11 protein-coding genes and 1 other annotated feature are annotated in these 14,474 nt (G+C 41.6%); of the genes, 6 read left to right on the top strand and 5 right to left on the bottom strand.

What is annotated here, in order from left to right; all coding sequences use genetic code 11:
* Window position 1 precedes the first annotated feature (1 nt).
* Window positions 2-2,155, bottom strand: coding sequence for a Tex family protein (locus AC6I5B_RS03935; RefSeq protein WP_044987678.1), 2,154 nt, complete (start codon window positions 2,153-2,155; stop codon window positions 2-4).
* Window positions 2,156-2,311: 156 nt separating this feature from the next.
* Window positions 2,312-2,518, top strand: a binding site (T-box leader).
* 128 nt (window positions 2,519-2,646) lie between these two features.
* On the opposite strand from AC6I5B_RS03935, the gene thrS reads away from it, so the two are divergent.
* Entirely contained in the window at window positions 2,647-4,611 is a 1,965-nt protein-coding gene (gene thrS, locus AC6I5B_RS03930; RefSeq protein WP_022249977.1) for a threonine--tRNA ligase, read from the top strand.
* 117 nt (window positions 4,612-4,728) lie between these two features.
* Complete coding sequence (locus tag AC6I5B_RS03925; RefSeq protein WP_004613708.1) at window positions 4,729-5,334, top strand: TetR/AcrR family transcriptional regulator; 606 nt, start codon at window positions 4,729-4,731, stop codon at window positions 5,332-5,334.
* Window positions 5,335-5,383: 49 nt separating this feature from the next.
* Here the strand turns inward: AC6I5B_RS03925 and proC are convergent, their stop codons facing one another.
* From proC to AC6I5B_RS03910, 3 genes are all read right to left on the bottom strand, one after another.
* The gene (proC, locus tag AC6I5B_RS03920) at window positions 5,384-6,178 is read right to left on the bottom strand and encodes a pyrroline-5-carboxylate reductase (RefSeq protein ID WP_004613707.1); all 795 of its coding nucleotides are present in this window, start codon (window positions 6,176-6,178) and stop codon (window positions 5,384-5,386) included.
* 18 nt (window positions 6,179-6,196) lie between these two features.
* Window positions 6,197-8,563, bottom strand: coding sequence for a ribonucleoside triphosphate reductase (locus AC6I5B_RS03915; protein WP_004613706.1), 2,367 nt, complete (start codon window positions 8,561-8,563; stop codon window positions 6,197-6,199).
* A 119-nt stretch (window positions 8,564-8,682) separates the two neighbouring features.
* A complete protein-coding gene (locus tag AC6I5B_RS03910; RefSeq protein WP_004613705.1) occupies window positions 8,683-9,381 on the bottom strand; it encodes an anaerobic ribonucleoside-triphosphate reductase activating protein in 699 nt (232 codons plus the stop codon).
* Window positions 9,382-9,669: 288 nt separating this feature from the next.
* On the opposite strand from AC6I5B_RS03910, the gene AC6I5B_RS03905 reads away from it, so the two are divergent.
* From AC6I5B_RS03905 to hydF, 4 genes are all read left to right on the top strand, one after another.
* Window positions 9,670-9,921 carry a TM1266 family iron-only hydrogenase system putative regulator gene (locus tag AC6I5B_RS03905; protein ID WP_004613704.1) on the top strand — a complete coding sequence of 84 codons (252 nt, stop codon included), beginning with the start codon at window positions 9,670-9,672 and terminating at the stop codon, window positions 9,919-9,921.
* Window positions 9,922-9,930: 9 nt separating this feature from the next.
* Window positions 9,931-10,983: a [FeFe] hydrogenase H-cluster radical SAM maturase HydE gene (gene hydE / locus AC6I5B_RS03900; RefSeq protein ID WP_004613703.1), complete on the top strand. Its 1,053-nt coding sequence runs from the start codon at window positions 9,931-9,933 to the stop codon at window positions 10,981-10,983.
* 112 nt (window positions 10,984-11,095) lie between these two features.
* Window positions 11,096-12,517, top strand: coding sequence for a [FeFe] hydrogenase H-cluster radical SAM maturase HydG (gene hydG, locus AC6I5B_RS03895; protein ID WP_004613702.1), 1,422 nt, complete (start codon window positions 11,096-11,098; stop codon window positions 12,515-12,517).
* Between the two features lie 10 nt (window positions 12,518-12,527).
* On the top strand, window positions 12,528-13,718 hold the full coding sequence (gene hydF / locus AC6I5B_RS03890; protein ID WP_004613701.1) for a [FeFe] hydrogenase H-cluster maturation GTPase HydF: 1,191 nt from the start codon (window positions 12,528-12,530) through the stop codon (window positions 13,716-13,718).
* A gap of 52 nt (window positions 13,719-13,770) precedes the next feature.
* Here hydF and AC6I5B_RS03885 read toward each other — a convergent pair whose 3' ends face one another.
* Window positions 13,771-14,460, bottom strand: a complete 690-nt coding sequence (locus tag AC6I5B_RS03885) for a P-II family nitrogen regulator (protein WP_004613700.1) — start codon at window positions 14,458-14,460, stop codon at window positions 13,771-13,773.
* Between the last annotated feature and the right edge of the window lie 14 nt (window positions 14,461-14,474).

The following is a 14,474-nucleotide window of genomic DNA, read 5'->3' as shown; positions in this document are numbered from 1 at the left end:
TTTATATTCCTTTCATCGTCAACTGAATTCGTTTTTTCTTCACATCCACACTCATCACTTTTACATCTACAATATCTCCGACACTTACCACTTCCAATGGATGCTTGATAAATTTTTTGTCTGTAATCTGCGAGATGTGTACAAGACCATCCTGATGCACTCCGATGTCCACAAATACTCCAAAGTCGATGACATTTCGGACGGTTCCTTTTAAAATCATGCCTTCTGTCAGATCTTTCATCTCCAGGACATCAGTTCTTAAAATCGGTTTTGGCATCTCATCACGCGGGTCACGTCCCGGTTTTTCCAATTCTTTTACAATGTCGCGCAGCGTAATTTCTCCGATGCCGAGTTCTTCTGCAAGTTTTTTATAATCTTTAATTGATTTGGAAAGTCCCTGCAAATTTCCTCCTGTGATATCTTTTGTTGTAAACCCTTGTTTTTCTAGCAGTTTTTCTGCCGCCTCGTAACTTTCCGGATGCACACTTGTCGCGTCAAGCGGATTTTTTCCACCCTGAATTCTCATAAATCCGGCACACTGCTCAAACGCTTTCGGCCCCAATTTTGCCACCTTTAAAAGCTGCTTTCTGCTCGTAAAGCTTCCATTTTCTTCTCTGTATGTGACAATATTTTTTGCGATCGCATTGGAAATGCCGGAAATATAAGCTAAAAGCGGTGCAGATGCAGTATTTAGATCCACTCCGACTTTATTTACACAGTCTTCCACAACACCGGACAGCGCTTCGCTTAATTTTTTCTGATTCATATCATGCTGATACTGTCCGACACCGATAGATTTCGGATCAATCTTCACAAGTTCTGCAAGCGGATCCTGGAGACGTCTCGCAATTGACGCCGCACTTCTTTGTCCTACATCAAAGTTCGGGAATTCTTCTGTTGCAAGTTTGCTTGCGGAATATACGGAAGCCCCCGCCTCGTTTGTGATAATATATTGCACTTTCTCCGGAATCTCTTTGAATAATTCTACAATAATCTGCTCTGATTCTCTGGAGGCCGTTCCATTTCCAACTGAAAATAACGTAATTCCGTATTTTCGAATCAGTTTCTTCAGTGTCTCTTTTGCTGCCTGAATCTTCTGAGGAGTAGTCGGTGCAGTCGGGTAAATAACAGTCGTATCCAGCACTTTTCCGGTTGCATCTACTACTGCAAGCTTACATCCGGTACGAAATGCAGGATCCCACCCAAGCACAACCTGTCCAACAATCGGCGGCTGCATCAAAAGTTGTTCCAAGTTCTTTCCAAAAACCTCAATCGCGCCGTCCTCTGCTTTTTCTGTTAGATCACTTCGGATCTCACGCTCAATCGCCGGCGCTATCAAGCGCTTATAGCTGTCTTCAATTACTTCCTGTAAAATCGGTGTTGTATACACATTATCTGAAGAAATGACTTTCTTTTCCAGATATTGCAAAATTCGTTCTTCCGGAGCCTCCACCTTCACAGTCAATATCTTTTCCTTTTCTCCACGATTCAATGCAAGAATACGGTGTCCGGCAAGTTTTGTAATCGGCTCTTCGAATTCATAGTACATCTCGTACACGGATTCTGTCTGTGCATCCTTCGCTATTGAAGTAATTTTTCCTTGTTTCGCAGTCAGATCTCGGATATAGATGCGGTAATCCGCCTCATCGGAAATATATTCTGCAATGATATCTTTCGCTCCATTGATTGCTTCCTCCGCCGTCTTTACCTCTTTTTCTTCCGAAATATAAGATTTTGCTGCTTCTTCTATCGGGACTTTTGTCTTTTGCAGCGTGATCAGCGCTGCCAGAGGTTCAAGCCCTTTTTCTTTTGCGATTGTCGCCCTCGTTCTTCGTTTTGGTCTATATGGGCGGTATAAATCTTCCACAACCACCAGTGTCTCTGCTGCAAGAATCTGCAACTTCAATTCTTCTGTCAGTTTCCCCTGCTCTTCAATTGTCGCAAGCACCTGCTCTTTTTTCTCTTCCAAATTTCGAAGATACATCAGTCTTTCGTATAATTTTCGAAGCTGCTCATCATTTAACGAACCAGTTGCCTCTTTACGGTATCTGGAAATAAACGGAATCGTATTTCCCTCATCGATTAACTTTACAGCCGCTTCCACCTGCCATTCTTTCACGCCAAGCTCTTCTGTTATTTTTTGATTTATATCCATTTCTAAAATCCTCTCTGTTCTACGCATGATACATTATTGTTCACACTCTCTATGCTGCTTTTGCGATCGACTGATATGTGAACTGTAACTATTATATCCAAAAATCCAGTCATTGACAAATCATTTTCCAATGTTATAATAGGGGATATAGAAACAGAAAACACGTTGATGAGACGAGTAAGATGTGAAAGGATACAGAGAGAGAGGTCGCAGGCTGGAAGCCTCTTATTGCGGAAACATCTGAAAACTACCTCGGAGTGGCTGCAAAACAGTCCGGTGATTCCGTTATAATCAGTTGAGTGGTTCTGGTATTTGCCAGTACAATTTGGGTGGAACCGCGAGTAAAGAGAACTCGTCCCTTGTAATGAAATTCATTACAAGGGATTTTTTTCGTTTCATTTTACGTTTAGGGACAGGGCATTTGTCAATTAGGGACGTAGTAAAATTCAATTTTCCTACGTCCCCAAATTAAAAAAGGAGAGATGATTATTATGAAAATTACATTAAAAGATGGTTCCGTAAAGGAATATGCAGAGAGCAAATCAGTATATGAAATTGCACTTGATATCAGCGAGGGGCTTGCGAGAGCAGCTTGCGCCGGAGAGGTAAATGGAGAAGTTGTAGATTTAAGAACAGTTGTATCAGAAGACTGTGAACTGAACATTTTGACTGCAAACGACGAGAAAGGGCTTGCCGCACTTCGTCACACGGCATCTCATGTTCTTGCAGAGGCAGTAAAGAGATTATATCCGGAGGCAAAACTTGCAATCGGACCTTCCATCGATACTGGATACTATTATGATTTTGAACATGCACCATTTTCAAACGAAGATTTAGAGACAATTGAAAAAGAGATGAAAAAGATCATCAAAGAAGGTGCTAAAATTGAACGTTTCGAACTTCCTCGTGCTGAAGCGATCGCACTTATGGAAGAAAAAGGGGAACCTTATAAAGTGGAATTGATCAACGATCTTCCTGAAGATTCTGTGATTTCATTCTACAGACAAGGTGAATTTGTTGATCTTTGCGCCGGACCTCACTTGATGAGCACAAAAGGTGTCAAAGCATTCAAACTGATTTCTTCTTCCGGTGCTTACTGGAGAGGAAATGAAAACAATAAAATGCTGACTCGTATTTACGGAACTGCGTATTCGAAAAAAGATGAATTAAAAGCACATATGGAACATTTGGAAGACATCAAAAAGCGCGACCACAACAAACTTGGCCGTGAGATGGAACTGTTCACAACTGTTGATGTCATCGGACAGGGACTTCCTCTTTTGATGCCAAAAGGTGCTGCTATGGTCCAGACAATGCAAAGATGGATTGAAGATGAAGAAGAACGCCGCGGTTATATGAGAACAAAGACACCGCTTATGGCAAAAAAAGATTTATATGTCATTTCCGATCACTGGGGACATTATAAAGAAGGAATGTTCGTTCTTGGAGATGAAGAAAAAGAAGGCGAAGAAGTATTCGCACTTCGTCCGATGACATGCCCTTTCCAGTATTATGTATATAAACAAAGCCAGAAGAGCTACCGAGATCTGCCATGCCGTTACGGTGAGACTTCTACTTTATTCAGAAATGAAGATTCCGGAGAAATGCACGGATTGACTCGTGTAAGACAGTTTACAATTTCTGAAGGACATCTTGTGATCCGCCCTGATCAGGTAGAAGATGAATTCAAAGGCTGTGTCGATCTTGCAAAATACTGTCTGACAACACTCGGTGTGGAAGAAGATGTAACATATCGTCTCTCTCTTGCAGATCCTGACAATATGGATAAATATCTTGGAACAAGAGAAATGTGGGATGAAGTAGAAGATGTTATGCGTAAAATGTTAGACCATCTTGAAATCAACTACACAGAAGAGACAGGTGAGGCTGCATTCTACGGACCAAAACTTGACATTCAGGCAAAAAATGTTTACGGCAAAGAAGATACTATGATTACAATTCAGTTGGATATGTTCCTTGCAGAACGTTTTGACATGACATTTGTAGACAAAGACGGCGAAAAGAAACGTCCATACATCATCCATCGTACTGCAATGGGATGCTACGAGAGAACACTTGCATGGCTGATTGAAAAATATGCCGGCTTATTCCCGACATGGCTTTGTCCAGAACAGGTTCGTGTACTTCCTATTTCAGAGAAATATCACGATTATGCAAACAAAGTTGCTAACGAATTACGTGGCAACGGCGTAAAATGCACAGTTGACGAACGTGCTGAAAAAATTGGTTACAAAATTCGTGAGACACGTCTCGATCGCGTTCCTTACATGCTTGTTGTCGGAGCAAAAGAGGAAGAAGAAGGCGTTGTATCTGTACGAAGCAGATATTTAGGCGATGAAGGCCAAAAACCTTTGGATACATTTATCAATGATATTTGTAAAGAAATCCGCACAAAAGAGATTCGTAAAATCGAAGTGCAGGAAGATCAGAAATAAATTAATTTTTATCAACAAGGAGCCGAGCAGAAACAGAGTATGCTCGGTTTTCTTGTTTTTTATAAGAAGTTATGGTATACTTCATACAAATCTGTCATTGAATGAAGGAGGGAAAACATGAAAGAACCTGTAGAATTGTCAAAACAACAGAGAAAATCAAAAGAGACAAAAGAGCGTATCTTCCAGGCTGCAAAACGTATTTTACAAAAAAGCGGCTACGAAGAACTTTCCATAAAAAATATTTGCGAGGAAGCGGGCGTTTCCAACGGAAGCTTTTATCATCACTTTAAAACAAAAGATGATCTGCTTTCCTATTATATTGAAGACCAGCCAAGCATCGATCCGGATCGTTTAGAACTGCCTAAAAATAAAGAGGATGCAAAAGAAACGATCATTCATGTCTACTTAAATTATGTGAAATATTGTAAGGAACTTGGCGTGGAATTTATGGCGGGATATTACACTCCGCACAATCAGGCGTTAAACCCTACGATTCGTACCGAGCGTCCATACCCAATCGTCACTGTTCAGCATTATTTAGAACGAGCTTTAGAAGCCAATGCGATTCAATTGAATTTGAAAATCGAGGAAATCACCACAGATATCCGTATGATTGTCATCGGAAATGTATTTGAATGGGCGATGAGAAATGGAGATGCTGATTTTGAAGGAAATATGAGACGTTCCCTGTCTCACTATTTGGATAGTATTTTTGTCGTATAAAAGAGCCTGCCCTAACAACTCAAACGCGTTAGGGCAGGCTTTTATTTTTTTACATATTTCTGGATTTTTCCGCGCACACTTCCATCGCTTCCATCAAAGCACTCCTGAATCCTGCTGCCTCCAGCACTTTCACTGCCTCAATCGTTGTCCCCGCAGGAGAGCATACCATATCTTTCAATTCTCCCGGATGTTTCCCTGTCTCAAGAACCATCTTCGCGCTTCCCATCACTGCTTTCGCCGCAAATTTATATGCCTGCTTTCTTGGCATTCCTTCTGCGACTGCTGCGTCTGCCATCGCCTCAATCATCATAAACACATATGCCGGAGAACTTCCGCTTACCGTTACGACTGCATCAATCAATCTCTCCGGAATAATTTCTACTTCTCCAAATCCGCGTAAAATATCGCATACATGCTCCATCTCGCTCTCTGTCACATATGTATTTTTGCAGACACCTGTCATTCCTTCCTGAACCATTGCCGGTGTGTTTGGCATTGTTCTCACGAGTTTCACCGGTTTACCGAATTTTTCTTCCAGCCACGCAAGCGTTTTTCCAGGTGCGATCGTCACTACAATCTGATTATCTTTCATAACATCTTTAATCTCACAGATAACCTCTTCATAAAACTGTGGTTTCACAGAAAGTACAATCACATCTGCTTTTTCTGCTGCTTCTTTGTTATCCTCTGTCATATAAATTCCAAACTCTTTGTTCACACGTACTCTGCTTGCCTCTGATTTTGCCGTCCCGATAATCTCCTCTGCCTTGCAGATTCCATTTCCAATAATCCCGGCTATCATGGCATTTGCCATATTGCCACATCCTATAAACCCTAATTTCATCTTGTCTCCTCCTATGTTCTACATCTCTTCTGTATACTTTTTAATTTCTGACGTATTCGTCAATTTTTTTATTCCATCTTTTCCAAGCACAATCAACGTCGGAGCTTGACGGACTCCATATTTTTCTACAAGATCCATCGATTCTTCTGCATCGATTTTTTCATATTCCACATGTGCCTGATCCAGCATAAATCCTGCTACCTTGCAATTCGGACAAGTCTTCGTTGTAAACAGCAACGTTTTTGTCTCTTCCACCGATACATTTTCTTCTGCAATAATCTCCTTTGCCGCCTCTGTTCTCACTTTCAGATGTGATTTCGTAATATCGTATACTTTTCTTTCTTTGAATTCCTGAAGCTTTCCGTCATTCCAGTTCTGCACCGGACGGTAATATCCCGTGATACGGCTGTACACTTCTGTCGTCTTTCCGCAAATCGGACAAGTATATTGTTCCCCTGTCAGATAACCGTGTTCCCTACAGATAGAATAGGTCGGTGATATGGTATAATACGGCAGTTTGTAATTTTCGGAAATCTTGCGCACAAGCGCCGCCGCTGATCTCCAGTTTGGAAGTTTCTCTCCTAAAAATGCATGAAAAACAGTTCCTGAAGTATACAATGTCTGCATCTCATCCTGTATATCAAGCGCCTCAAAAATATCTTCTGTGTATCCAACCGGGAGGTGGGAACTATTCGTATAATAAGGCGTTCCACAGTCTTCCGCCGCTGTGATGATATCCGGGAATTGATCTCTGTCATGTTTTGCAAGACGATACGTTGTGGATTCTGCCGGTGTCGCCTCCAAATTGTAGAGATCCCCGTATTCTTCCTGATAATCCGAAAGTCGTTCTCTCATGTGATTCAACACATTTTTGGCAAACTCCTGTGTTTTTTCATGTGTCATATCTGCCCGCAGCCACTTTGCATTCAGGCCTGCTTCATTCATTCCGATCAGACCGATCGTTGAAAAATGATTGTCAAACGTACCAAGATATTTTTTCGTATATGGATACAATCCTTCATTCAAAAGCTTTGTAATAATGGTACGTTTTATACTTAAAGAACGTGCCGCAATATCCATCAGATGATCCAGTCTTCTGTAAAATTCCGCTTCATCATTCGACAAATAGGCGATTCTTGGGAGATTGATCGTCACAACTCCGACTGACCCTGTACTCTCCCCGCTTCCGAAATACCCCCCTGATTTTTTCCGAAGTTCCCGAAGATCCAGACGCAAACGGCAGCACATACTTCTGACATCACTTGGCTCCATGTCACTGTTTACATAATTGGAAAAATAAGGTGTTCCGTATTTTGATGTCATTTCAAACAGTAATTGATTGTTCTCCGTGTCTGACCAGTCAAAATCTTTCGTGATAGAATAGGTAGGTATTGGATACTGGAATCCTCTTCCGTCAGCATCTCCCTCAATCATAATCTCAATAAATGCCTTATTCACCATATCCATTTCTTTTTTACAGTCTTTATATTTAAAATCCATCTCTTTTCCACCAACAATCGCCGGAAGCTCTGCCAGATCATTTGGCACCGTCCAGTCCAGCGTGATGTTTGTAAACGGAGACTGTGTTCCCCATCTGCTCGGTGTATTTACACCATATATAAATGACTCAATACATTTTTTCACCTGCTTATAATTCAGCTGATCCGCTTTGACAAACGGTGCCAGATAGGTATCAAACGAAGAAAATGCCTGCGCTCCTGCCCACTCATTCTGCATGATTCCAAGGAAATTTACCATCTGATTGCAAAGCGTGGAAAGATGTTTCGCCGGAGCCGATGTGATCTTTCCTCCCACGCCTCCGAGACCTTCCTGAATCAGCTGTTTTAAAGACCAGCCTGCACAATACCCTGTCAGCATCGACAGATCATGGATGTGAATGTCTGCATTTCTATGTGCATTTCCTATTTCTTCGTCATAAATCTCTGAGAGCCAGTAATTTGCTGTAATGGCTCCTGAGTTGCTTAAGATCAATCCACCCACAGAATAGGTCACTGTCGAGTTCTCTTTTACACGCCAATCATTGATATTTACATAGTTATCCACAATTTCTTTGTAATCAAGCACAGTTGATTTCATATTCCGAATTTTTTCACGTTGTTTGCGGTACAAAATATACCCTTTTGCTACATCTCCGTAACCCGATTGAATCAGCACAGACTCCACACTGTCCTGTATATCTTCTACTCGAATGAGATTCTCCTGAATCTTCGGCTCAAAATCTGCCGTCACTTTTAAGGCAAGCATGTCGATAATATCCGGATGGATCGCTTTTTCCTGTGCTTCAAATGCTTTCGTGATCGCAGCTACAATTTTTTTCAAATGAAAATCAGTTATTTTCCCGTCTCTTTTTGTCACCTGATACATCTATCTCAACCTCCATCATTTACAAATCATGAACCCATTGTAGCACTGTGTGAAACGTGCGTCAATAGCACCAGAAAACCATATATTGTGTATTTTTAGTTTTACATTCCTATATATTGTTATATACCACGCAGTTCTACGTTTGAAACATAGGGTCTTATAACCTCCGCAAACGCCTGCATTTCTGCCTTTTCGCATCCGTTTATCTCATCACCGATCAACTCTCCTGAGTCCACAAAAGACTGCAAAAAATATTTTTCAGCCCCCCGTATCCACCGTCCAATTTCTTCAAACGATTCCCTCGTATGATATTCTTGAATTACCGTTGTTCGAAACTCATATGCAACCGGGTGTCCCAATAAAAATGCCACGCTTTCCTGTATCCGTTCCATCAGTTCCCTGCTTTCTTCGATTCCGGCTGTCTTACAGTATTGTCTTTTACTATTCTTAATGTCCATCGCAACGTAGTCTGCCAGTCCATTTTGAACAAGACTTTTCAACTTCTTTGGAAAACTCCCATTCGTATCCAGTTTTACCAAAAATCCAAGTTCTTTGACTTGTTCAAGAAATCGCTCAATATCATTTTGGAGCAATGGTTCTCCTCCGCTTACACAGACACCGTCCAAAATTCCCTGCCGCTTTTTCAAAAATGTAAAAATCTCTTCTTCCGGATACTTTTCTGTCTGTCCTGTCCCAAGAACGAGCGGCGCATTATGGCAGAACGGACATCTAAAATTGCAACCCGAAGTAAAGATTGTGCACGCCACCTTTCCCGGATAGTCTAAAAGTGTCAGCTTTTGCAGTCCTTGTATATTCATAGTATCACTCTTTTCTTTTTTCTAGCATTCCTAACTACCATAGCACTATCAGATGATATTTTCAATGTTTGGAATGTTTCTTAAAAACCAAATCGAGCATTGTACCTTTCTTGCGTATATGCTATACTTTTCATAACATACGTACTAATTACAAAGGGCAGATTTTTCTTTCTGATACCTGAGTAAAAAGGCGGACCGAATAAAAGACCGATCAGACTTATCAAGATAAGTCTGCCCTTTTTGAACCTTCGCCATAGGCGTAGGTTCTTTTTTAGGAGGGAGTTGTTTATGGAAACAAGAATTGCACTCATTGGCATCATTGTCACAAGTCATGAATCCATTCAGGAATTGAATACATTGTTAAGCGAATACGGCTCTTACATTGTCGGGCGCATGGGCATCCCTTATCGAGAGAAAAATGTCTCAATCATCAGCATTGCCATCGATGCACCAAATGATGTAATCAGTTCACTGTCCGGGAAAATCGGAATGCTTCCGGGGCTCAGCACAAAGACCGTTTATTCCAAACTACCGTTTTAATAAGGAAGGATGATTCAAAAGCTTATGAAAGAATTGATTCAAAAATTAAAAGAAACTCAAAACTTGTCAAAAGAAGAATGGATTTCACTGATTGAAAACCGCTCTGTAGAGCTTTCGGACTACCTTTTCGCGCAGGCGAGAGAGGTTCGACATCAATATTATGGAAAAGAGATTTATGTACGCGGATTGATTGAATTTACAAATTACTGTAAAAATGATTGCTTTTACTGCGGTATCCGAAAAAGCAATGCGAATACTACCCGGTATCGACTTACAAAAGAAGATATTTTGACCTGCTGCAAAAGCGGATATACACTTGGCTTTCGCACATTTGTCTTACAGGGTGGCGAAGACGGCTATTTTACCGACTCTCGTCTTTGTGATATCGTCTCTTCGATCAAGAGTTCTTATCCTGACTGCGCCATCACACTTTCCGTTGGTGAAAAATCTTACGAGAGCTATCAGGCATTATTTGAAGCTGGTGCAGACCGTTATCTTTTGCGCCATGAGACATTTGACTCCGTGCATTACCAAAAACTGCATCCGTCTTCTCTGACTGCCGAAAATCGTCAGCAATGCCTTTGGCATTTAAAAGAAATCGGATATCAGGTCGGTACAGGATTTATGGTCGGTTCCCCTTATCAAACTTCAGAAAATCTTGCCGACGATCTGTTATTTATTAAAAGCTTAAATCCCCAAATGATCGGAATCGGCCCCTTTATCTCACACCATGATACTCCGTTTAAAGACCAGACATCCGGAAGCTTAGAATTAACACTTTTTATGCTTGGTCTTTTGAGATTAATGCTGCCGAAAGTATTACTTCCAGCCACGACGGCACTTGGAACTATCAGCCCTAACGGACGGGAACTCGGTATTCTGGCAGGTGCCAATGTCATTATGCCGAACTTATCCCCAATCAACATCCGGAAAAATTATCTTTTATACGATAATAAAATCTCTACAGGAGACGAAGCGGCAGAATCTTTAAATAGTTTAAAAAGAAGCATGGCAGATATCGGATATCAAATCGTGGTATCCCGCGGGGATTCCCTAAACTAGCACTACGTAAACCTGCCCTCACCTGCTCAATTAGGGACAGGGCTATTGTCAATTGGGGACGTAGTAAAAGTCACTTTTACTACGTCCCCAAACTAAGAAAGGAGACAAACCTATGTATAACCCAGCATCAAAAAAAGCGGAAGAATTTATCAACCATGAAGAAATTTTAGCGACATTAAACTACGCAGAAGAAAACAAGCACAACGAAGTGCTGATCACAGAATTAATCGAAAAAGCCAAACTTCGCAAAGGGCTCTCACACCGTGAGGCATCTGTCTTACTGGCGTGTGACATCGAAGAAAAAAATCAAGAAATCTATGCTTTAGCCGAACAGATCAAGAAAGATTTCTACGGTAATCGAATTGTCATGTTTGCCCCACTATATCTTTCCAATTACTGTATCAATGGCTGTACCTATTGCCCATACCACATGAAAAATAAGCACATAGCAAGAAAAAAACTGACGCAAGAAGAAATCCGAAAGGAAGTCATCGCACTTCAGGATATGGGACACAAGCGTCTTGCCCTCGAAGCCGGTGAGGATCCTGTAAACAACCCAATCGAGTACATTTTAGAATGCATCAACACCATTTACAGTATCAAGCATAAAAATGGCGCTATCCGCCGTGTCAATGTCAATATCGCTGCAACAACTGTCGAAAACTACCGCAAGCTTAAAGAAGCCGGAATCGGAACTTACATTCTCTTCCAAGAGACGTACCACAAAGAAAGTTACCTTGAGCTTCACCCGACCGGACCTAAACATGATTATGATTATCACACCGAGGCGATGGACCGTGCAATGGAAGGCGGCATCGATGATGTGGGAATCGGCGTCCTTTTCGGTCTTGATAAATACCGCTATGAGTTTGCCGGACTTTTGATGCATGCAGAACACCTCGAGGCAGTCTGGGGAGTCGGCCCGCACACGATCAGTGTTCCTCGTCTGAGACACGCAGATGATATTGACGCAGACGCATTTGACAACGGAATTGACGACGATATATTTGCAAAACTGGTTGCCTGTATTCGTATCGCCGTACCTTACACCGGCATGATTATTTCTACCAGAGAAAGTCAGAAATGTCGTGAACGCGTTCTCCATCTTGGCGTCTCCCAGATCAGCGGTGGTTCCAAGACAAGTGTCGGCGGCTATGCTGAACCGGAACCGGAAGAAGACAAATCCGAACAGTTCGACGTAAGCGACACAAGAACCTTGGATGAGATCGTCAAGTGGCTGATGGAACTTGGCTATTTCCCAAGCTTTTGTACCGCCTGTTATCGGGAAGGACGCACCGGAGACCGTTTTATGTCTCTTTGTAAAAGCGGACAGATTCAAAACTGCTGCCAGCCGAACGCACTGATGACCTTAAAAGAATACCTGATGGATTATGCTTCCCCTGAGACAAAAAAAATCGGAGAAAAATTAATTTCAGAGGAAATCAACCACATTCCAAATGAAAAAGTAAGAAAAATTGTCATTGATAACCTGAAGGCAATCGAAGAAGATAACCGCCGTGATTTCCGGTTCTAGGAGGAAAATTATGAGTCTCAATAACACACCATCTTCCGAACGTATTCATATCGGAATCTTCGGGAAGCGAAATGCCGGAAAATCCAGCGTCATAAACGCCATCACCGGTCAGGATCTCGCCATCGTATCTGATATCAAGGGCACGACGACCGATCCTGTCCTAAAATCCATGGAACTGCTGCCTCTCGGTCCAGTTGTCCTGATTGACACACCGGGACTTGACGATGAAGGCAAGCTCGGTACACTTCGCATCAAAAAAGCATATCAAATGCTAAACAAAACCGATATTGCTGTCCTTGTCGTGGATGGCAGCATCGGCATGACAGAAGAAGACGACCGGATTCTTACTCGAATCAAAGAAAAAAACATACCATATGTCATTGTCTTCAACAAAATGGACTTAATAACAGATGCTTCTGTGAATACCAGACAAGAAAGTCATTCCCTACAAGTCAGTGCCAAAAACGGCTATCATATACAGGCATTAAAAGAATTGATTGCAAGTCAACTTCCAAAAGAACTGACTAAGAAAAAAATTGTAGGAGATTTGATTGCACCACTTGATTTTGTTGTGCTTGTCGTTCCCATTGACAGTGCTGCTCCAAAAGGCAGACTCATCTTGCCACAGCAGCAGACAATCCGTGATATTTTAGATGCAGGTGCAGTCTCCATTGTTGTAAAAGATACGGAATTAAAAGATACATTGGACAAACTTGCTGTCAAACCAAAACTTGTCATCACCGACAGTCAGGCATTTGGAAAAGTCTCCAAAGAGGTTCCTCGTGATATTCCGTTAACTTCTTTTTCCATCTTATTTGCCAGATATAAGGGAAATCTAGACACATTGATTACCGGAGCCCGGACACTTGACACCTTAGAAGACGGAGATACTGTACTCATCAGCGAAGGCTGCACACATCATCGTCAATGTGACGATATCGGTTCCGTGAAACTTCCGCAGTGGATTTTAGCGCATACCAAAAAAGAACTCCACTTTTCATTTACAAGTGGAACCGAATTTCCAAATGATCTTTCTGATTATCAACTCATTGTTCACTGCGGTGGATGTATGCTGAACGAACGTGAAGTGAAATATCGAATGAAATGTGCGCTTGATCAAAATGTTCCTATAACAAATTACGGCATCGCAATCGCACATATGAAAGGCATCTTAACCCGTAGCCTGGAACCATTTTTATAGACAGTACATCGTGAATCGGAGAATCCTTTATGTCCGGATTCTCCGTAATTCTTTAATCTAAAAACTCTTCTTCCGGCATTCTGACACCCACTGTACTTGTTACCGGAAGTGAAAACACAATCGCCTTTTCTTTACTTTCAAGCCCTGCCTGCTCCATAATCGCTTTCATAATCTCATTTTTCTGCGATGTCTTCGCCACGATCAAAATAATCTCTTTTTCCTCTGCAAGAGATACTCCTAGAAATTTTTCTGCTTTTTCCATTCCGGTTCCTTTTGCATGAATAACCGTTCCTCCACCTGCATTCGCACTCCGTGCTGCATCCATAACATTATCAATACTTCCCTGATTTGCAATTGCAACAAGCAATTCGTACTTTGTATCTTTCAATACTGTTTCCTCCTCTTTTTCAAACTCTTGCCCACCAATCAAATACTGCAGCACTTTTTTTCCACCGATACTGCTCACTGGCACGATAAATGCAATTCCGGTTCCCGGCACATCAATCTGCATCTTAATAATCAATTCCCGCCGAAGTTGTTTCCACATACTCTCCGTTACGATTGAAAAATACACCGCTTTTTCGCTTGCCTCCAATCCGAAATAATCCAAAACGGTACTGTCTGCAGTTCCTCTTCCCAATGCTCCAAAAACAGGAGCCATCTCATTTTTTTCAAATAAGTCTTGGAATTGATTGCGTAATTGCCGGTTTGTAATTGTAACCATCATATATACTTTGCTCATAAAATTCTCGTCTC

It is taken from the genome of Faecalimonas nexilis (assembly GCF_059731825.1).
This window is presented reverse-complemented; position numbering and strand designations above follow the sequence as displayed.

Coding starts and splice junctions, on each gene's coding strand:
- proC (WP_004613707.1), bottom strand. CDS start 6,178: ATGAAATTAGGGTTTATAGGATGTGGCAATATGGCAAATGCCATGATA.
- AC6I5B_RS03915 (WP_004613706.1), bottom strand. CDS start 8,563: ATGTATCAGGTGACAAAAAGAGACGGGAAAATAACTGATTTTCATTTG.
- AC6I5B_RS03885 (WP_004613700.1), bottom strand. CDS start 14,460: ATGAGCAAAGTATATATGATGGTTACAATTACAAACCGGCAATTACGC.
- AC6I5B_RS03935 (WP_044987678.1), bottom strand. CDS start 2,155: ATGGATATAAATCAAAAAATAACAGAAGAGCTTGGCGTGAAAGAATGG.
- thrS (WP_022249977.1), top strand. CDS start 2,647: ATGAAAATTACATTAAAAGATGGTTCCGTAAAGGAATATGCAGAGAGC.
- AC6I5B_RS03905 (WP_004613704.1), top strand. CDS start 9,670: ATGGAAACAAGAATTGCACTCATTGGCATCATTGTCACAAGTCATGAA.
- AC6I5B_RS03910 (WP_004613705.1), bottom strand. CDS start 9,381: ATGAATATACAAGGACTGCAAAAGCTGACACTTTTAGACTATCCGGGA.
- AC6I5B_RS03925 (WP_004613708.1), top strand. CDS start 4,729: ATGAAAGAACCTGTAGAATTGTCAAAACAACAGAGAAAATCAAAAGAG.
- hydF (WP_004613701.1), top strand. CDS start 12,528: ATGAGTCTCAATAACACACCATCTTCCGAACGTATTCATATCGGAATC.
- hydG (WP_004613702.1), top strand. CDS start 11,096: ATGTATAACCCAGCATCAAAAAAAGCGGAAGAATTTATCAACCATGAA.
- hydE (WP_004613703.1), top strand. CDS start 9,931: ATGATTCAAAAGCTTATGAAAGAATTGATTCAAAAATTAAAAGAAACT.